This window comes from Daejeonella sp. (assembly GCF_037719425.1).
In the GTDB taxonomy this organism is placed as follows: domain Bacteria; phylum Bacteroidota; class Bacteroidia; order Sphingobacteriales; family Sphingobacteriaceae; genus Daejeonella.
In genome coordinates this window covers 35,482-55,214 of the sequence record NZ_JBBJNI010000009.1, presented here as the reverse complement: position 1 = coordinate 55,214, position 19,733 = coordinate 35,482, and the positions used below count along the sequence as shown (strand labels likewise).

Below are 19,733 nucleotides of genomic sequence, written 5' to 3'. Positions count from 1 at the left end.
CATTTTTTTACGTTGTCCGGGAGGCATTCCATGCGGATGGCCTTTTTTATTTTTACCACCGTCACCACCGTTAAGGTAAACTTTCACGCGTTCATTACGCATTTCGTAGTGACCTGGTATTGTACGGCTTCCAACTCCTAAAACACCGCGGGTGCGGTATTCAGGTATCCAAACTCTGCGTTCGCGCATTTCCCATCGATATTCACCACGGTCATCACGATAAACTGTGTTATCATTTGAGCCGAAAATCGTTGGTAACTGGCTAATCTGCGCCTGTGTAGTCATAGTCCCCGATGCTGCAAAAAGGGCTAAAATAATAAGGATCTTTTTCATAGTTGTAGTTTTAAATTATCGTAAGCCTCTTCAGGCTACTTTAATACAATATCCGTACCGAACATGAAGAAGAGATGAAGTATGAGATTTTTTTAACATTTATTTAACAGAAGCTTGTTGATTATAGAATATGTGTTTTCCTATATTGTAAATCGCATAACGCACATTTGTCGTACTTATCAATATGGCAGCGTTTTTGTTATTAATGGAATAAGCCTGTTGAAATAATGGGATAGACAGCAAAATTGAATATTAACTGATTACTATGATGTTGAAAAATAGAAACTTACACAAAGAGGCTGCGAGGCCGGTTATTGCAATAAACGAGGCTGCAGAGAATTCAAATGAAGATCTGCTCCGCCTGAGACGGGAACTGGTAAATGCAGCTATTGAAGTTGTTGGATGCGATCCAATCAAAATAGAACAATACCTTAACAGGAAAGATGTCGCATAGGTAATTTACGAGGCAACACTTATCAGCTCTCATCCTGAAAATATTTTGCTAGAAGGTCAGAAAGCTCTGTGTTTGCCTGTTAGAGTTTGAAGTCATTTCGCTCATACGATGTACTACTTGGAATTAACTGATCCAGCTAGCGCTTTTACGAAGGCTCAAAGCACGATCGTTTTGATCGTGCTTTGAGGCATAACTGCGGTTAATCACCGAAAAGAATTGTCCGCTTGTCACTTAATCTTCCCTTTCTCAAGTAACTCATCTAAATTCTCCATCCCCATAGAAAGACCTTCCTTAAAGCCCATTTCAATCATCTGTTCGAGATGTTCAACCGTGTCGAACAGAAGTTCTACAGAAACCGTAGTTTTATTTTGGGTACCAGAGAAGCGGTTAGACCATGTAGATACGGTCATACTTTCATCTATCTTTCCATTCGCATCGCAAAAAGAGTCCTTTCCTGCAAAGCTGTTCAAAGGCTGGACAGAAGTATAATCAAACCATGCACAATGTTCCTCGCCTTTAGGGCCGGCCATAGCATACAACCAAAGAAATCATATTCTTCTGATAATCAACCGCTTGTTCTCTTCTGCTTTCATTTTGCTGTCTTTTGTTATTTTTACGGTAACAGAATGTTGCATTTAGTTACAGCTTTGTTATTTTTTTCGATTTCTATTGATTATATTTATTGTGCGTTTTGCTTGAGTTTATTGAAATCTGATATTGATATCTTAATATCCATTTAATAAGCCCATCCTAACTTAGCGCCATTCCAAGACATCTTAATTATTAAAAAAAATAACAAAATATGATTCAATAAACCCATTGAAACGCATAAACCGGTCCTGAAGCAGAGCCGGTTGCCAGCTGCAGATTTGATTGAAACCCATGCCGCTGTTCTTAGCAAACTATTTAATCAATAAGTAATCGAAAAAATATGAAAATATTCTTACTCAACCAGCGGAAAGGAATGCTTATAGGTATGTTCCTATTAGTACAAGCCTTACTGATTTTTCAGACTCAAACCGCTTATCCACAATCCGGAAACGGGAGGATCACCGGAAAAGTTACTGACGAGAATGGAGTCCCACTTCCCGGAACAAGTGTTAAAATTGAGGGTACAACCAACGGAGTCCAAACCGGTTCAGATGGTTCTTATTCTTTAACGGCACAACCGGGCACCTACACTCTGATCGTTACGTTTATATCTTACCAACCGAAACGCGTAACCGGGATTGTTGTGAGCTCCGGATTAACCTCAACAAGCAATGTAAGTCTGGTCCCCGAAACAGGGGTACTGAATGAGGTTGTTGTGGTTGGTTATGGTACACAGAAAAAGGAGAATCTTACAGGTGCTGTTGATCAGGTGTCGGGAAAGGCGCTGGCAAACAGACCGATACCAAATCTTAGCCAGGGCCTTCAGGGGGTTTTGCCTAATTTAAATATCAGGCTTGGTGATGGTAAACCCAACCAGGCACCACGTTTCAATATCCGGGGTGCAACCTCCATTGGCCAGGGTGGGAGCGCTTTGGTGCTGATCGATGGAGTTGAGGGGGATCCAAGTTTACTTAACCCTAATGATGTTGAAACTGTAACAATGCTAAAAGACGCTGCAGCCTCGTCTATTTATGGCGCAAGAGCAGTGTTTGGTGTGGTATTGATTACAACAAAGAAACCTTCGGGAGGACGAACCTCGATAAACTACTCGACGAATTATGCCTCCAAAAATCCGGTGGTGGCTCCGGATTTTGTGACCGACGGTTATACCTGGGCAAGAATGTTTACTGAATCATTTATTAATGGTGACGGTTCCTTCCCGCAAAACGCTAATAAAACACAGAAATGGTCTCCGGCTTATCTGGCCGAATTTAAAAGAAGAGCAGAGTCCGGCCAGCCTTATAACACCGTCGAAGTAGATCCTGTGACAAATGAATACATCTATTATGCAAGCACAGATTTTTATAAAGAGTTATACAAATCAAACAATGGTGCAAATGAGCATAACCTTTCTCTAAGTGGAAGCAGCGAGAAAATCACTTTTCTTGTATCAGGAAGGTATCAGAAACAGGATGGCTTGTTTCGTTATAATTCTGATGATTATGATATTAAGAATTTCAGGGCCCGGGGGGCTGTACAGGTTTTTCCATGGCTGAAGCTTGACAATAATGCAGATTTTTCTGTGATGTCCTACTTCAACCCATTGAACGTTGGTGAAGGAGGCGGAATTTGGCGGAATATAGGTGATGAAGGTCACCCAACATCCGCGATGTACAATCCTGATGGTAGTTTGGCTTTTTCGGCTGTTTATACTGTTGGCGACTTTGCTTATGGAAAAAACGGAATAAACTTTAACAGACAAATATTCCGTAATACTACCGGCTTCACTACAAGTTTTTTTGGGAATAAGTTCCGTATAAATGGTGATTTTACCTTTCGGAATCAGGATAACAACGAGGAGCGCAAACGGGTGCAAGTCCCATATAGTGCAATTAAAGGGGTGACGAGTTACGTGGGTACAACGACAAATGATCTGTCATTTGACAATAGGAAAACTCAATACCTGGCAAATAACCTGTACACAGAATATGAAAACACGTTCCGCGATAAACACTATTTAAAGTTTATGGTAGGATATAATTATGAGCAATCTACATTTAAACGCCTTGCAGTTCAACGTAACGGTATAATTTATGACGGTGCAAATGATCTTAATCTGGCGCTGGGACAGGCAATTACCACAGGCGGGGGTTATGAGCGCTGGGCGATACTTGGCGGATTTTCCCGTCTGAATTATGTCTTTAACAACAAATATCTTCTTGAGATCAATGGGCGATATGACGGATCTTCAAAGTTTCCAACAGACCAGCGATTTGGATTCTTCCCTTCATTCTCAGCGGGATGGAGAGTTAGTCAGGAGTCATTCTGGAAAATATCTCCAAAATTTATCTCTGATCTTAAGATCAGGGGTTCATACGGATCGCTGGGAAATGGAAATATAAACTCTTACATATATCAGGAAAATTTTACTATTACGTCATCGGATCCGATCCTGGGCGGTGTTAAACCTGCGATTACCCGTCAGCCAGCGGTTTTGCCCAACGGACTTACCTGGGAAACAGCCACCACTTCGAACCTTGGTCTGGACCTGGCTTTGTTGTCTGACCGTTTAACCTTTTCGGGCGACGCTTATATCCGGAATACCACAGACATGTTCACGGTAGGCTTGACCGCGCCGGCAATCTTTGGAGCTACTGTTCCTAAAGGTAATTACGCTGACATGCAAACTAAAGGCTGGGAACTGTCAATGGCATGGCAAGACCGTATCAAAAGCATGGCTAAACCATTAGGTTACAATATCCGCTTGACGCTCGCAGATAACATATCCAAAATCACAAAATATAATAATCCTGATAAACTGTTAAGTGACTTTTATGAAGGCCAGACTCTTGGTGAGATCTGGGGTTACGAAACGGAAGGGTTTTTCATAGATCAGGCAGAGATAGCTGCACATGCAAAACAAGGCCCGCAATTGAGAGCTTCCCCAACCAACCTTTGGTATCCGGGAGATATTAAGCTTGCTGATTTGAATAACGATGGTTTTATTAATATCGGTACTAATAGGGTATCTAATCCAGGTGATCGCAAGATTATTGGCAACAATGCTCCCAGATATACATATGGTATAAGCCTTGGTGCCGACTGGAATAGCTTGTACTTCAGTACATTTCTTCAAGGGGTAGGTAAGCAAGACTGGTATCCAAGTACGGAAGCGGAGTTTTTCTGGGGACAGTATAACAGACCTTATAATAACATTCCGAATTTTCATTTAGGAAATATGTGGACACCTGAAAACACTAACGCCTATTTTCCTCGTACGATGTCACGAGCCGCATCCAACGCCACAACCCGGACTTTGGGAGTTGCGCAAACCAGATATTTGCAAAATGTTGCTTACCTCCGGATGAAAAATATCCAGGTTGGATATAACCTTCCTCAAAAATGGATATCCAGAGTGAAGGCTACAGGCGCAAGGCTATACTTCTCAGGGGAAAACCTTTGGACCTATTCACCACTATATAAGATTACATCGGGTATCGATGTTGAAAATACAGTGGCATCAGACCAGGTATTTACCAATGGGAATGCGGGCGATGGCTACAATTACCCTATGCTCAAGAGTATCTCTATTGGTTTGAACCTGACATATTAATAGTATTTAGAAAATACAATTATGAAAACAAAATATTATTTATTGCTCCTGCCACTTATGGTATTTGTGGCTGCCTGTGAGAAGCTTGAGCAGGAACCTCAGTCCACCGCGTCGAAATCCGCGGTATTTGGAAGTGAGAACGGATTACAATTATACTCGAACTCGTTTTACCAAATGCTGCCGCGGCATAATAATGGGCCGACGACTCTCGACGCCATGTCGGATTACCTGGCGGTCAAGTCTGTGCCAGCCTTTATCCAGGAAAATGCTTATGCGGCGAGTACGGTGACAAATTTGTGGACATGGACTGATCTGAGGAATATAAATTATTTCATTTCAAATAATAACGATCCCACTGTACCAGTCGATGTCAGGCGTCACTATATTGGATTGGCGAAATTTTTCCGGGCTTATTTCTATTTTGAAAAAGTAAAAAAGTTTGGTGATGTTCCATGGATTGGAAAGCCTCTGGATATAGAAGATCCCGCGCTGTATAATGCACGTGATTCAAGAGCGCTGGTAATGGATTCTGTGTTAGCTGACATTGATTATGCCTGCGCAAATATGAGGGCTCCAGTGGATGCCACAAGAAGTACCATAACACGGGATGTTGCGTTCGGGCTAAAATCCAGAATTTGCCTTTTTGAGGGAACTTTCAGAAAATATCATACCCAATTGAACCTGCAAGGTACCGCCGCTGCGTGGCTTACAAATGCAGCTTCATCTGCAAAGGTATTAATGGATAAAGGAACCTACTCTATAAATACCACAGGCGGGCCGGGTACTTCGTACAGGTTGGTATTCACCAGTCCTGCGCCAATCGCTGCTGAAGTTATGCTGGCTTCGACTGCTGACCTGGCATTAAATGCCTTACACGACGCCAACTGGTGGTGGACCAGCGGTACCTACGGAGCAAAGGCGAGTTTCACGAGAACTTTTATTAATACATACCTTAATATTGACGGAACTCCTTTTACAAACAATCCGGCTTATCCTACCATGTTGTTTAAAGATGAGGTGAAAAATCGTGACCTCAGACTGAAACAGACCATCCGCTCAGGAGACTATAAGAGATTAAATGGCGGTGTTCAGGTTGCCGCCCCACCACTTTTTTCCTACACCTTTACGGGATATCAACCGATCAAATGGACCCTTGATGACACGTACTATGATACGCGGGATCTTAATATTAACTCAGTCGCTTTAATGCGTTTCGCAGAAATCCTGTTGAATTACGCTGAAGCAAAAGCGGAACTAAATACCTTAACGGATGCAGAGTGGGCGAGCACGGTCGGGCGATTACGTGCAAGAGGTGGTATTACAGGGGGCTTGAGTACCAAACCAACAGTGGCTGATCCATACCTTGTTGCCAACTATTTCCCCGGCATATCTGACGCGACTATCCTTGAAGTTCGACGTGAAAGAGGAATCGAGCTAAGCCTCGAGGGGCTTCGCTTCAGTGACATTTTAAGATGGAAAAGAGGACCGCTTATGCAGATGGAATGGAATGGGTTTTACGTGCCTGCTCTTAACACACCGATGGACCTGAATGAGGATGGGGTATTGGATGTACTATTCTTTTCGGGTACAAAGCCAGCCAATATTGCCGGTGTCACGTTTGTGGACGTATCTCCAAAAATCGGAAGTGCAACAAACTCTCAGCAACTTAAAAATGGCACATCTGGTGAGTTAACCTGGATGAATGAGATCTCAAGGAAATGGAACGATAAACAATATTTCTATCCAATTCCCCAGACGGATCTTTTGAAAAATCCGAAACTCGGTCAGAATCCCGGCTGGCAATGACTTACTTAAAGATTAAAACGCAAAATATGAAACTCGGATTTTTGATCCTTATAGCGCTTCTCTTTACAGCTGCCCTCGGTGTTAACGCACAATCTTTTAAGGTAGCGACATTCAACATCCGTTATGATAACCCGCGCGATTCGGGTAATCTGTGGGTTAACCGGGCGCCAGTGGTAGCGAGTCTTATCCGCTATCATGATTTTGATGTATTTGGCGTTCAGGAAGCTCTGAAGAACCAACTGAACGATATCAATGCAGCACTTCCTGAATATGTTCGTTACGGCAAAGGCCGGGACGACGGTAAGGAGGGTGGAGAACATTCGTCCATTTATTATAAAAAGGACATGTTCAAGCTGTTAAAAAGCGGAGATTTCTGGCTTTCGGCAACTCCCGGCATTCCGGGTAAGGGCTGGGATGCTACATGCTGTAACCGGATCGCATCCTGGGTGCAACTTGAAAACATTCAAAGCAAAAAGAAGTTCTACATTTTCAACGTGCATTTTGATCATCAGGGTGTTATAGCCCGGAAAGAAAGTGGTAAACTCATGGTACAAAAGATCAGGGAGATTGCAGGAAACGAGCCCGTATTGTTAACCGGTGATTTCAACGGTACCCGTGAAAGCGAATGGTATAAAACAGTAACAAATTCGGGGATAGTTAGGGATTCTTATAAGGATGTGAAATATCCGTATGAGAATAACTCGTCGTCAAACGGGTTTAGGGTTCCGCGAGGCATGGGAGTTATCGACCATATTTTTGTTTCTAAACACTTTATAGCAAGCAAATGGGGTATCCTGACGGACACTTACTTCGGTAAGTTTCCATCGGATCACTTTCCAGTAGCTGCCACGGTAACTTTGTAAGAAGTTTTAATTAACAAGGAAGGGAGCTGGCCATTGGTCGGCTCTTTTTTTTTGGTGGGCCTGCAGTCTGATTGCATCGTCGTGCCTCCTCACAATGACAGACCCTGTAAACTCTATTTCATTAATCCTGTCATTGCGAACCTGCCTGCCGCAGGCAGGCTCAGTGAAGCAATCGATAGTGTTAAAATTTGTTAAACTATTTTCACAACTACTAAACTTTCGTAGATTTACGACAGTTAAATAGAAACCCAGTAATTAACCTCACTATTATGAAACGTTTTATACTTAGTTGTACCGCGCTCTTAGTAAGCTTCACAGCTTTCGCACAGAATCCTGATAAAGCCCTTATCCGGGTGCTTTATACTTTTAACCATATTCAGGATACAATGAACCGAGATAAACCGCGTATGGAGAATATGCTCCTTGTTGCCGGTAAGAACGCTTCGGTATATACCAGCTATGACAAGATCAACCAAAGCGCCAACGCGTTAAAACAGATCCAGGAGCAGATAAAAAACAGCGGAGGAGGGCCAATGCAAATAAAAATTGACAAAAGCTCCAGCAGGCCCATCACACGAACAGATAATTATTTTTTCGCCAAAGAGAATAAGTTTATTACTATCGAGAATCTTTTTAATAATTACCTTATTGAAGAGACAGCACCGCAGATTGATTGGAAAATATTAAAGGACACCATGAGCTTCTCAGGGATCCTTTGCCAAAAAGCAACTGCTCATTTTAAAGGAAGGAACTGGATAGGCTGGTATGCGCCGGATATGCCGTTTCAAAGCGGACCATGGAAGCTGAATGGTCTGCCGGGACTTATCATTGAAGCTTACGACGATAAGAAGGAAGTACAATTTCTCTTCGCCGGAACAGAGCAACCCGGAGCGGCTGCTGAAAAGGCAGCAGCGGCAGGAAATATCACCGGACCATCGGGCGGACCGATTATGCTAGGCGGTATGGATAACAATATTTATTCCGGTTCGGATGTTAAGCTCCCTGCAGATGGCATCAAAACCACACAGAAAGCATTTGATAAACTAAAGGAAACGAGAGATAAAGATCCGCAGGGCTTCATGAAAGCACAAATGGCAGCAAGAGGCATAAACACCGCAAATATTTCTATAAGACAAGGTACGCCGCCGCCGGGTGCATCCGGGCCAGCTGGTGCTCCACGCCCGGCTGGAGTGATCAACAATCCTATAGAGCTGCCAGAAAGGAAATGAGAAGGCTTTTCTTATTATCATGCTGCATTCTTTTTGCATGGTCTGCCTTTGCTCAGCAAAGTATCAACGGAAAGGTGACCGATACGAAGGGGAAAGCCATCGAATCGGTGAGCATTAATCTTAAGGATTCGGACGGCAACATCCTGAGCTTTACAAGGACGAACGCAAGCGGAACGTATAAACTTAGCCTTAAAAGTCAAAACAAGGGCCTGAGGGTTGAGGCATCGAGCCTGGGATATAAAAAGGCCGGAGTAGAGATCACCGATCCGGGGAAAACCTACGATCTGGTTCTGGAGGATAATGCAATCGACCTCGCACCAGTTACTGTAAAAAATCGTGCAGCTTTATCGGTAAGCGGCGATACCTTGAACTACAAGACATCTGATTTTGCAGATAAACAGGACCGGACCATTGGCGACGTAATTAAGCGGATGCCGGGAATTGAAGTCGCGGAAAGTGGTAAGATCAGTTACAACGGACAGGCCATCTCCAAGTTATATGTGGATGGAGACAACCTGCTCGACGATAAATATAATATTGCGACAAAGAGTATTCCGCAGGACGCGGTGGATAAGGTTCAGGTGATCCAGAACGATCAGCCTATTAAGATGATGCGCAAGAATAATATGAGCGAAGACGTTGCTCTTAACCTGGTAATCAAAGACGATGCGAAAATGAAGGTTATGGGTGATGCCATGGCAGGTGCCGGTACACCAGATAAATTCGATGGCAACGTTTCTGCGATGCTATTCAATAAAGAACTCAAGTTCGTTAACAATCTTAAAGGCAACAATATTGGAATGGATCCGGGCATGGATGTGATGGGCCATAATATGGCTGACATGATGCGGCGCCTTGAGACCAGCAAACCGGCAAATTTGTTGTCTACCGGGGCTGCCGGAGTGCCCACCCTTCCGCAAAACCGGTCACTGCTTAACGCTGCCGGTTTGATCAATCTGAATAATCTTTACAAATTCAACTCCGACCTTCAGCTGCGGGCGAACGTGTCCTATTTATATGATGAGCGCGTCCAGCAGTATAATAAACTTTCGGAAATATACCTTCCCGGCCAGACCGTGAGATATACTGAGCTTCAGGATAATTTACTTAATCCGCAGAAACTTCAAACTCAGTTAAATCTTAACGAAAACACTGAACTGCACTATTTGAACAATAATTTTAAAGCTGACTACCTGCCGTCCCAGGCCACATCATACATTTTGCTGAATGGCGCAGGGGCAAACCAATCGCTTAATCAAAAAACTTTCGATATATCAAACGAGTTTAATTACCGGAAGAAATTAAAGTCTGAGAATGTCCTGAACCTGTATTCCTTCCTTAACCGGATCAGCCAGCCGGAGATCTTGTCAATCACCCCAGGATTAAACGCTGATATTAACAACAGCGGAATTTCTTATGCTGGACTGGATCAATACCTGAAACAACCCTCCTGGTTCACCAATAATTATGCGTCAATGGCTTTTGTGAAAAATCAATTTTCACAGATCTACAAAGCCGGATTTAGCGTGCAGCAGCAGGAGATCAACTCGGAGCTTTACCGGATCCAGAATAATGGAGCGAAAGAGTTGCTATCTTCTAATGCTGTTAATGATCTCAACTGGTTCAGGACTCGTTTTTACACGGAAGGTACATATGAGTTAAAAAAGACTAAAATCCAGGGCAGCCTAAGCTTGCCATTGAGTTATAATCTCATTAGCTATCAGGACGCAGGCACGAAATTAGATAAATCAATACGGCGACTGTTCCTGACCCCTTCTCTGAATATTAAATATCAGACCGGCATTGAAACCTACCTGACAATGAATTATGGATTCCGTAACGATCTGGGAGGAATTAATGATATTTACCGGGGAACAATACTGAGAAACTACCGGTCATTCTACGCCAACAATTCTCCGCTGTCGGAAGTCCAAACTCACAGTATTGGTGGAAGCTTCAACTTTAGAAAAGCAATGCAGATGCTGTTTTTCAATCTGACTGGTAACTATAGCGATGCCGCACTAAACACAATTTCTTCGGTATCGCTTACCGACAATATTCAGCAGAGCGTTGCACTCCCATTATCGAATCACATCCGGACCTATAGCCTAAGCGCCAGCGCAAGCAAATATCTCTTTGACCTGAGCAGTACAGTTAACGCTGGAGTGAGTTTTAATCACAGTACATTTGACCAGCTTCAAAATAATCAGCTTATTCCGTTGATCAGTGAAATGACAAGTTATAGAGGTGGTATAGAGTCAAAACTTGCCAAGTTCATGACGGGATCTTATAATCTGAGTTATTCTGTATCGAATAATAAAGCAACGATAGGAAATGATATAAAAAACAACTACCAGCAATTGCGTCAGCAATCTACGCTGTCGTTCACCACCTTTAAAAATGTATATGTTAACCTTTCCGGTGAGCACTTGTACACACAGCAATCGACCCAGCCGGACCTGCAGTATCTTTTTGCAGACATGAATCTGAAATACAAATTAGTTAAGATGAAAACTGATCTCGAGTTTGGGATAACCAACCTGGCTAATATAAAAACCTTTGATGCGCTAAACCTCTCGGCAAACTCATTTACCTCCGGATCATACCGGATCCCGGGAAGGATTGCGATGCTGAAGGCGAGGTTTAACTTTTAGAACCAAGTATCAAGAACCAACCTGCCTGCCGGCAGGCAGGGAATCAAGACGCAAAGCGGAAAGGACGATCGACTTACGAAGTCTCTATCCGATCAGCAAATGACTTCGTCAGTCTTGAAGAATCAAACTACGAGCTCTGCCGTTTTGTGAAGGTCTTGATACCGGCTACTTGATACTAATTTTTTCCTTTATCAATCCCGATCATTAATTTCTTCGCTGGAGCTCCATCCCTACCTATCAGATCAATTTTTTTGAACTCTTCCTGGCTGATTTCCTTGCCGTTGAGAAAGAATTTTGCCGCAGGATTACTGGCAATGTCAGAATTTTGACCCTGTATTATAGCGTGTCTGATATTCAATAGTCCAGGAGGTGGTTTTTGGTCACCCTCGCGATGAACAATGAAAACGTTTTTTAGATTTCTGCCTAGCGTATCCTCAGACGAAAATGTTCCGCCATCCCCACCTCTAGCCGGGTTCCGTTTTATTGTGATCATCTTTATGCGTTCACCAGGCAGAGGCTGAGGTAATTCATCCAGTCCGCCCGGCATGAAGCCGCTGTCGGTATCAAAAGCCTCTATAATGAGAACCCGCTTTAAGCTGTCTTTTTGTGGTGCAGCCAGAGAGCCTTCTTTTTTAATTTTAGCTTTTTTCCTGTTAATCCTCATTGCTGCCTGAGGCTGTGCGGTGCTGACTTCCCTGGTTAGCGCAAGAGGCTGTGAAAAAATGATCTTCGCGATTTCATCCTTTTTGGTGATTGTAAATGCAAGAGTTGTTAGTAAAAGCACGGGCAATAGAAAAAGATATCTTGACAAAGCTATAGGAGATGATCTTCTGACATTCATCATTTTAATGCGCTTTTTAAGATCAGACAGACTGAAATTATTTACGATGGCCATAGCCGGAACAAGGTTTCCGGCATGCAGCAAGCTGTATTGGTAAGTTTTTTTGTCAATTCCCTTCTTAAGGATCTTAGCATCAGTAATAAACTCAATGTTTTCACGAACGGCTCGCTTCATTAGCCACACTCCAGGATTAAACCAGTAAAACACAAGGGATAATTCTGCCAGTATAATATCCAGTGTGTGCCATTCTTCGACATGCACCTTCTCATGTTTCAGGATATTAGCGAGGTCGTTTTGGTTGTGTAATTTCGGGTTAATGTAGATAGTCTGCCAGAAAGAGAAAGGCCCTAGATTGTCTGCAAGGATCCGGATCTTATAATCAGACGACTGCCCCGGCTTAGAGTTTTTATGAATGCGATAAAGCGAAAAAAATTGTACGGCCAATCGGGATGCCATTACCAGCACTCCTGCCCAGAAAATGATATTAACCGTCTGCCAGTACGTTGAGAAGTTGTCCTGTTTAATATATTCAGAAATGCCTTGACTGATCTGCGGCACGATCGAGGCAATTTTATCATATCGCCCGGTCAGGTTGCTCAAATTAATGAATGGATACGCGGAAGAAAATAAGATCCCAAACAAAAGAAAAACGCGATTGAGTCCGTAGAAGGTAAGTTTCCTTAACACGAGATAGTAAGCGGCTGCAAAAACAACGAGCACTAAGTTTATCTTGAACAGAAGGATAAAGAGAGTTGGCATAACACTACTTTTCAGATTCTTCGATAAGATTTATGATCTCTTTCAATTCTTCAGGGCTGATCTTTTTGTCCCGCGCGAAGAAGGTGACAAGCTCCTTGTAAGAACTTTTAAAATAGTCGTCTACGAAGCCGTTGAGGAAACGTTTTTTGTATTCGGCCTCCTTAACTTTCGGGCTATAACGGAGCGCATTCGCAAACTTCTCACTTACGACGAAACCCTTTTGTTCCAGTTTTCTAACCGTTGAAGCTACCGTGGTATATGGCGGTTTAGGATCTGGCATCTGGTCCACAATATCTTTAATGAATCCTTTTCCTGCCTGCCAGATTGCTAGCATTACTTCTTCTTCCTGTAAGGTTAATTTTTTCATTGAAACAAAATTCTATCGGCAAGTATCTACGAGGGTTTCGTAAAAGTACGAAAATTTTTAAGGAGGGAGGTGTTATTTATTGTTAAAAGTAAAGGTGGGTTTTTGGGTCAATATTAAAATGTTATCCCGCCTCTTGCCGGCGGATTGGCACCTACTTTCCCTTCAGCTGGAAAGTAGGCAAAGAGCCGCGCCTGCCTGATATTTCTTGTAAATTCACGCTTTAGCCCCAAGGCGCAATCCAAGCCGTGTGAATGTCATTACAAGCGATGAGTGTGAGTACAACACTTCTGCATTGCTTGACGGTTGGTAATCTTGTTGATACCACATTTGGGCTAAAACGCGCCTTTACGACGAAATCTCAGGAGGGCGAGTTCTGCAACTGGCAGTGACAGAATATTGTTTTCAAGTCAGTTACCCAGCGTACCCAGCATATCTCCATCAGCTAGGCTATGTGTACGTTTCTTTGGCCCGAGCACTGAATCCCGTTCACCGTCAATCCGCATTGGCTGGTGCGGGCATTGCAGGCCCAGCCTTGGCAGAAACGTTAATAGCACCAGGCGCAGCGGCGGGATTTTTGCCTACTTTTTTTCCTGCAGAAAAAAGTAGGTGCCAGTCCGCCGGCACGAGGCGGAAGAGAAAAACTTTTGTCGCGAACGCCCCTCTATTTTGTCATATTTCGACTGTGGGGCTCATTGAATCTTTACTACTTTTATGATCACAAGACATTGATCCTATGACCACTATTCAAAATAGCCCCCCATCAATCGACCTGAAAGTTTCTGTATGGCAGCACATTAAAAATGCTATTGCAGGAACCGAAGCAGATTATACTGCGATCCCGCTGAAAAGGGCCATTTTTCTGCTGGCCGTGCCTATGATCCTGGAGTTGGTAATGGAGTCAACTTTCGCCGTGGTCGACATTTATTTTGTTAGTAAGCTTGGTGCTTCCGCCGTAGCTACCGTTGGACTTACCGAAACTTACATTTTCCTTTTGTATTCAATTGCTATGGGACTTGCCATGGCGGTTACAGCAATTATTGCGCGCCGGATTGGAGAGAAGAACAAGGAGAGTGCGGGAACTACAGCCGTTCAGTCCATTATACTGGCTCTACTCGCTTCGATCCCTTTTTCCCTGGCCGGAATATTTTTTGCTAAGGATATGCTCGCACTAATGGGTGCAGATCAATGGGCAATAGAGAACGGCTACCGGTATACTCAATGGATGCTTGGGGGAAATATGGTCATTATGCTGCTGTTCGTTATCAACGCCATATTTCGTGGTGCCGGTGATGCAGCTATTGCAATGCGTGTTCTTTGGATCTCAAACGGGATCAATATTATTTTATGCCCTGTAATGATTTCCGGATTTGGTCCCATACCAGCACTGGGTATTGAGGGAGCAGCTATTGCAACGAACATCGGTCGGGGCATTGGTGTGTTAATACAACTCTGGTTTCTTTTCAAGGGACATAAACGCATTCAGATCAAGCTTTCTGAGTTATATTGGGATGCAAAAAGTATGCTGGGCATTCTGCGAACTTCTCTTGGCGGAATCGGACAAATGATTGTCGCCATGACTTCATGGATATTCCTGATGCGGATCCTGGCTGAGGTGGGCAGTGAAGCGGTAGCAGGTGCAACTATAGCTATTCGCCTAATGATGTTTACCATGATGCCTGCGTGGGGTCTTTCTAACGCGGCTGCAACTCTTGTGGGTCAAAACCTCGGTGCAGAAAACCCCGACCGTGCTGAATCCGCTGTATGGAGAACCGGAGCTTATAACATGGTCTACCTGCTAATTGTGTCGGTTGTATATTTCACTTTTAATGATTCGCTGATGCGGATATTCACAAACGACAGTAAAGTAATTGAAATTGGGGCTGAGTGGCTGCGAATCCTTTCCTTCTCCTATTTTGTATATGGCTGGTGGATGGTTTCCACAGCCGCTTTCAACGGAGCTGGCGATACTAAAACTCCGACTTATATCAACCTCGTATTTTTCTGGCTGATCCAGATCCCACTATCCTGGTACCTTGCTATCTCGCTCGGATGGCAGCATACAGGAGTGTTCTGGGGCGTATTCTTCTCGGAAACGTCGGTCGGCTTATTTACTCTGTGGTTGTTTAGCAGGGGGAAATGGAAGACGGTGAAAGTTTAGTTATTTTTCAATAACCCCATTCTTTTTTATCGGCATCTGGTAGCTATATGGAGAATTTGGATCAAACTCTGCGACAAGTATTTTGGAAGTCTTTCCCGGCTTTACTATGGGCATATTGTAGTAGTAGGCAGGGTCTGTTTGAGAATGATCAATAAATGATCTTCTGTTTTCACCGGGTACGGTGGAAGGCAAATGTTGCGGAAAAGCAGATTTCGGGCTGGGCACCACAGACGGCTGCGGTAAAAGTTTAAGATCCTGAACAACGTTTTCTTTAAAGATTTTTGTGCCTTGTGAAAATGGGACAAATCCAGGACTAGTTTTTTGCGCCATCAAAATGGATGGAATCGTTGTTGCGGCGATGACTGTAAGTAATTTAACGCAGTGTTTCATAAGGATGATAAACGATTTTCACCAAGATAACGATTTTTCTTCAAATTGGTCTCAGGCGAACTTTGACGGTATCACGGTCTGATTTGGCTAATTATTTGGCCTATGTTGTGAGGATACCGGTAACTAGCTTAATGATGTACTCAAACAATATCCTTTCCCGTGAATATTAGTAATCTTGATACCCGGATCGTCAGCCAGTTTTTTCCTAAGCCTCGAAACATACATGTCCAGGCTCCTTTGTGTGATGACACCCTCATCTTCCCAGCCTTCTTTGAGCAGACGGTTCCTATCAATTACTTTGTTAAGATCTGCACTGAAAATACAGAGCAGCTTGTTTTCTTTCGGGGTAAGAACTACAGGGTTATTTTTATGCATTAATAAAGAACTGTCCGGATAGAAAGAATAATCTCCTAAGGATATCTTGCCTGAGCGAAGATTTGGAGCGTGGTGAACACGACCAGGGTTTGCCTTCCTGCGACGGCCGAAATAAGTAGCTCCGCTTATACTGGCTACCAAGAAAAATGCAAAAAACGGAAACTTATCCTGAGGCATTATCGAAGTAGACCTGGCCTCAGGTATAATATTTATCGTATACTTTCTTTCGGGCAGCACCCGGCCCAGGCAAGGCACAATGTTGTCACTCGTCTTGGAAATTGCAAACCCATACACAAGCCTGTTACTTCCCGCATCAAAAACATTAACCACGTAATCACTTGCGATGCTGTTTTTTTGCATTACTTCGTTTACAGTTTTAACTAGAGAATCGGGAACGATGGCAAACGCCTTCTCAAACTCTAATTTGTATTGATTTGCTGATGATCTGTTTACGGGAAGCACTCGCGAGGTCGAATCATTTACAGACAACAGGATCTGATGACCAACTTGACGGAAAGCGATGAGTTCTCTGGAACGCTCGAAATCGTTTGATCTTCCCATATATAAAAATACTCCTGAACACACTGTCAGGACAATAGCTCCATAAAACCAGTAACGTAAATTCATAGCCAAAAAGATTTTCAATTTCGTTTCACAATAATTTACATTTCTGGTTAACGCCGCCGCACTAGCCCGTTTAGCTTTGTCCAAGTTATTCAATAAAAAGGAATTTTATGAAAACGCTTTCGTTACATCGGGAATTCCCGAAGATGATGTTTCCCATCAGGTCCTACTCGGGTTCAATTAACTCAGACCCCCTCTGCTATTAAAAAGGCATAAACAAGGAGGATGTCTCATTAGCAAATGCGTACTAAACCCGGACTAAACGCGCATGAAACGCGCACAAAACCCAAATTCATCCCATTATAGCGAAATCAAGCCAGGGTAAAAATCTAGATAAATCAATCCAAAAAAATTCTTATCATGCTTAAAATGATGATCAGAATCGAAATCATTCACCGCTTGCTACTGCATGAAAATTCTTTGTGACATGTAATAAATTGGTAATCGCCTTAATCACCTTAAAATAATCATTTTTGTTTGCTCTTATATCGGCACCTCTGTCAGACATGAGAGCTTACAAATAATCAACGTTTAGGTATTAAATGCATAACCTGTCCGCCGCCCGCTGCCAATTCAAGTGTAATCACATCTGTCTTTGTCACTGTTTTTACCTGTTTAGTTAGACGGTTAGGATTTTCTTTAACATCAGGAGCATCAGTATAGATTTCGGCAGTGTAATTTCCGGGAGGCAAAAAGTCTAATGCAACTTTTATTAATCTGGCTTTACTGTTGTTTATACTGCCTACATACCAATCTGTTCCTTTCCGGCGGGCTATGGTAACGTGTTCGCCCACTTCTGCATCCGGCACCACAGTTTGGTCCCAAACTGTCGGTACTTTTTGCAGGAACTCGAACCCGGGCTGCCCCTCATAAGCCGCCGGATAATCCGCTACCATCGCCAGATAACTCTCCAGGACCACATACATGGCTAACATATGACAGCGGGTTCCAGCCATTAACGGCCGGGTGTATTGTGTCTTAAACTGAGTCGCGGGAACCGCTCTGAACCCTCCCAAATGATAATCTGTGGCTCCCGCCAGCAAACGGGTGAACGGCATATCAATGTCGTGGTCTGGGCTTACCGCTCCTTTACTCCACTTGTTAAATTCATAATTAAGCGCTCCCTCGCGGGTAAATTCGTTCGGATAAGTACGGTTCAATCCGGTAGGTTTGTAAGCGCCGTGAAACTGAATAAAGAGTTTATGTTCGGCTGCCTTTTTTAAGATCTCCTCCTGTATGTTCACCATTTCCTGATCATCCCGGTCCAGAAAGTCAACCATCATTCCTTTGATACCCCATTTTTCAAACTGTGCAAAGCTTCTCTCCAGTTGCGGATAAATTGCCTTCCAGTGTACCCAGACATGAATACCCACACCTTTTTGTTTAGCATAGTCGCAAATCCGCTGCATGTTCAGGTTGGGTACCGGTTTTGTGACATCAGTATTAGGCCCCACATGGCCATAACCAATAGCATCACTTACATACCACGCAAAGCCGCCATAACCGATCACCGAATGGTATTCTATATTGTTACGGGCACAAAAATCAATGTAGTATTTGTTGGTTTCAAAATTAGCGCCGGGAGCAAATGTAGTATCGGGGGTGATATCACCATTCCACCAGTGAAAAGAAGTTTTACCTGGTTTGAGCCACGAAAAGTCATTGATTTTGGATGGCTCGTTCAGGCTGGTCAGAATATTGGATTCTATTAGCGCTCCTACCCGGTCGCTGATCATCATCACCCGCCACGGGCTCCGATGCGGCAGGATAGCGTTTACTTTGATTTCCTTTTGACCCTGCAAGGGCGAAAGCTGACTTTTAAGCACGCCGTTATGTTTCATCAGATACATTCCGGCATAATCGCGCAAATTAGCTTCGGTTATCGCCATGTAGGTTTTTTCAGGAAACTCAAACAGGGCAGGCATATCCATTAAAACATCTTCTTTGATTTCCTTTAACGATAATTTTTGATAAAATCCTTCATGAGACGTATTATAATTATCCCAGAGAAGTGTGCGAACCATCGGGTTTCCGGCTATATTAAATGTGCTGTTCTCATCTGTAAGTGTGTAAGATGACCAGTTTTCTTGTTCAGGAAACTCATAGCGAAACGCCAGGCCATCATTAAAAGCGCGGACTATCAGGTTAATTTTCCGTTTTGCTTCGATGCTTTCAGTTAATGGAATAGATACTTGCCAGTATTGATTATTTACAGTTTTTGTTTTACCTATAATCAAATCAAATGTTTCATCAACTTTATTGAAAATTGGCCTGGACATTTTGAGGTTAGTTCCAAATCTATTATTGCCTTTAAAGGAAAGGCTCAGTTTTGAATCAGCGATTAGGGTTTTACCTTTATATTTAACCTGGTATACTGGTGCTTCTTGTGTGAGCTTGAATGAAAAAACGATATTGCCGTCCGGCGACTTTAGCAGGATATTTTTTTGTGCAAGTAAAGGCTCAAGTCCCGCGATAAATAATACACAACAAAGCGAAAATTTTTGGAGGATATTCATAATGCTATGGGTTTCTTTATTTAATGTCAGATTATAATACCTAAACAATGATAAGCTTAAACGTGCTGATATTTCTGCGGATCACAAAAAAAAATGAAGGATGGCAAATACTATGTAAATGGCGTTATTCCTTAAGTGTATTCTTTCTGATAATAGATTT

14 protein-coding genes are annotated in these 19,733 nt (G+C 43.0%); 7 read left to right on the top strand and 7 right to left on the bottom strand.

Annotated features, from left to right (window positions below; genetic code table 11):
* Positions 1 to 333, bottom strand: a 333-nt coding sequence (locus WKF69_RS02465) for a hypothetical protein (RefSeq protein WP_340379275.1), incomplete at its 3' end; no start/stop codon positions are given.
* 265 nt (positions 334 to 598) lie between these two features.
* Here WKF69_RS02465 and WKF69_RS02460 point away from each other — a divergent pair.
* Positions 599 to 787 carry a hypothetical protein gene (locus WKF69_RS02460; protein WP_340379273.1) on the top strand — a complete coding sequence of 63 codons (189 nt, stop codon included), beginning with the start codon at positions 599 to 601 and terminating at the stop codon, positions 785 to 787.
* 227 nt (positions 788 to 1,014) lie between these two features.
* Here WKF69_RS02460 and WKF69_RS02455 read toward each other — a convergent pair whose 3' ends face one another.
* Positions 1,015 to 1,317, bottom strand: a complete 303-nt coding sequence (locus tag WKF69_RS02455; RefSeq protein WP_340379271.1) for an SRPBCC domain-containing protein — start codon at positions 1,315 to 1,317, stop codon at positions 1,015 to 1,017.
* 401 nt (positions 1,318 to 1,718) lie between these two features.
* On the opposite strand from WKF69_RS02455, the gene WKF69_RS02450 reads away from it, so the two are divergent.
* The 5 genes from WKF69_RS02450 to WKF69_RS02430 all read left to right on the top strand — a co-directional run bounded on the left by WKF69_RS02450 (position 1,719) and on the right by WKF69_RS02430 (position 11,543).
* Positions 1,719 to 4,991 (top strand): TonB-dependent receptor, encoded by a 3,273-nt coding sequence (locus WKF69_RS02450; RefSeq protein ID WP_340379269.1) that lies wholly within the window; start codon positions 1,719 to 1,721, stop codon positions 4,989 to 4,991.
* A gap of 21 nt (positions 4,992 to 5,012) precedes the next feature.
* Positions 5,013 to 6,797, top strand: a complete 1,785-nt coding sequence (locus WKF69_RS02445; protein ID WP_340379267.1) for a RagB/SusD family nutrient uptake outer membrane protein — start codon at positions 5,013 to 5,015, stop codon at positions 6,795 to 6,797.
* A gap of 26 nt (positions 6,798 to 6,823) precedes the next feature.
* Positions 6,824 to 7,660 (top strand): endonuclease/exonuclease/phosphatase family protein, encoded by an 837-nt coding sequence (locus WKF69_RS02440; RefSeq protein ID WP_340379265.1) that lies wholly within the window; start codon positions 6,824 to 6,826, stop codon positions 7,658 to 7,660.
* A 269-nt stretch (positions 7,661 to 7,929) separates the two neighbouring features.
* Positions 7,930 to 8,889, top strand: a complete 960-nt coding sequence (locus tag WKF69_RS02435; RefSeq protein WP_340379263.1) for a GLPGLI family protein — start codon at positions 7,930 to 7,932, stop codon at positions 8,887 to 8,889.
* Positions 8,886 to 11,543, top strand: coding sequence for a carboxypeptidase regulatory-like domain-containing protein (locus tag WKF69_RS02430; RefSeq protein ID WP_340379261.1), 2,658 nt, complete (start codon positions 8,886 to 8,888; stop codon positions 11,541 to 11,543). The genes WKF69_RS02435 and WKF69_RS02430 overlap by 4 nt, the downstream gene beginning before the upstream one ends.
* 175 nt (positions 11,544 to 11,718) lie before the next feature.
* Here the strand turns inward: WKF69_RS02430 and WKF69_RS02425 are convergent, their stop codons facing one another.
* Entirely contained in the window at positions 11,719 to 13,143 is a 1,425-nt protein-coding gene (locus tag WKF69_RS02425; protein WP_340379259.1) for a M56 family metallopeptidase, read from the bottom strand.
* A gap of 4 nt (positions 13,144 to 13,147) precedes the next feature.
* Positions 13,148 to 13,510, bottom strand: a complete 363-nt coding sequence (locus tag WKF69_RS02420; RefSeq protein ID WP_340379257.1) for a BlaI/MecI/CopY family transcriptional regulator — start codon at positions 13,508 to 13,510, stop codon at positions 13,148 to 13,150.
* 733 nt (positions 13,511 to 14,243) lie between these two features.
* Here WKF69_RS02420 and WKF69_RS02415 point away from each other — a divergent pair.
* Positions 14,244 to 15,668, top strand: coding sequence for an MATE family efflux transporter (locus WKF69_RS02415; RefSeq protein ID WP_340379255.1), 1,425 nt, complete (start codon positions 14,244 to 14,246; stop codon positions 15,666 to 15,668).
* On the opposite strand, the gene WKF69_RS02410 is transcribed toward WKF69_RS02415, so the two are convergent.
* From WKF69_RS02410 to WKF69_RS02400, 3 genes are all read right to left on the bottom strand, one after another.
* A complete protein-coding gene (locus WKF69_RS02410; RefSeq protein WP_340379253.1) occupies positions 15,669 to 16,058 on the bottom strand; it encodes a hypothetical protein in 390 nt (129 codons plus the stop codon). It abuts the gene before it with no gap.
* A 123-nt stretch (positions 16,059 to 16,181) separates the two neighbouring features.
* Positions 16,182 to 17,060 carry a helix-turn-helix domain-containing protein gene (locus WKF69_RS02405; protein WP_340379251.1) on the bottom strand — a complete coding sequence of 293 codons (879 nt, stop codon included), beginning with the start codon at positions 17,058 to 17,060 and terminating at the stop codon, positions 16,182 to 16,184.
* Positions 17,061 to 17,581: 521 nt separating this feature from the next.
* The gene (locus WKF69_RS02400) at positions 17,582 to 19,573 is read right to left on the bottom strand and encodes a glycoside hydrolase family 97 protein (RefSeq protein ID WP_340379249.1); all 1,992 of its coding nucleotides are present in this window, start codon (positions 19,571 to 19,573) and stop codon (positions 17,582 to 17,584) included.
* Positions 19,574 to 19,733 lie beyond the last annotated feature (160 nt).

Coding starts and splice junctions, on each gene's coding strand:
- WKF69_RS02430 (WP_340379261.1), top strand. CDS start 8,886: ATGAGAAGGCTTTTCTTATTATCATGCTGCATTCTTTTTGCATGGTCT.
- WKF69_RS02455 (WP_340379271.1), bottom strand. CDS start 1,317: ATGGCCGGCCCTAAAGGCGAGGAACATTGTGCATGGTTTGATTATACT.
- WKF69_RS02405 (WP_340379251.1), bottom strand. CDS start 17,060: ATGAATTTACGTTACTGGTTTTATGGAGCTATTGTCCTGACAGTGTGT.
- WKF69_RS02400 (WP_340379249.1), bottom strand. CDS start 19,573: ATGAATATCCTCCAAAAATTTTCGCTTTGTTGTGTATTATTTATCGCG.
- WKF69_RS02460 (WP_340379273.1), top strand. CDS start 599: ATGATGTTGAAAAATAGAAACTTACACAAAGAGGCTGCGAGGCCGGTT.
- WKF69_RS02445 (WP_340379267.1), top strand. CDS start 5,013: ATGAAAACAAAATATTATTTATTGCTCCTGCCACTTATGGTATTTGTG.
- WKF69_RS02440 (WP_340379265.1), top strand. CDS start 6,824: ATGAAACTCGGATTTTTGATCCTTATAGCGCTTCTCTTTACAGCTGCC.
- WKF69_RS02415 (WP_340379255.1), top strand. CDS start 14,244: ATGACCACTATTCAAAATAGCCCCCCATCAATCGACCTGAAAGTTTCT.
- WKF69_RS02420 (WP_340379257.1), bottom strand. CDS start 13,510: ATGAAAAAATTAACCTTACAGGAAGAAGAAGTAATGCTAGCAATCTGG.
- WKF69_RS02425 (WP_340379259.1), bottom strand. CDS start 13,143: ATGCCAACTCTCTTTATCCTTCTGTTCAAGATAAACTTAGTGCTCGTT.
- WKF69_RS02435 (WP_340379263.1), top strand. CDS start 7,930: ATGAAACGTTTTATACTTAGTTGTACCGCGCTCTTAGTAAGCTTCACA.
- WKF69_RS02410 (WP_340379253.1), bottom strand. CDS start 16,058: ATGAAACACTGCGTTAAATTACTTACAGTCATCGCCGCAACAACGATT.
- WKF69_RS02450 (WP_340379269.1), top strand. CDS start 1,719: ATGAAAATATTCTTACTCAACCAGCGGAAAGGAATGCTTATAGGTATG.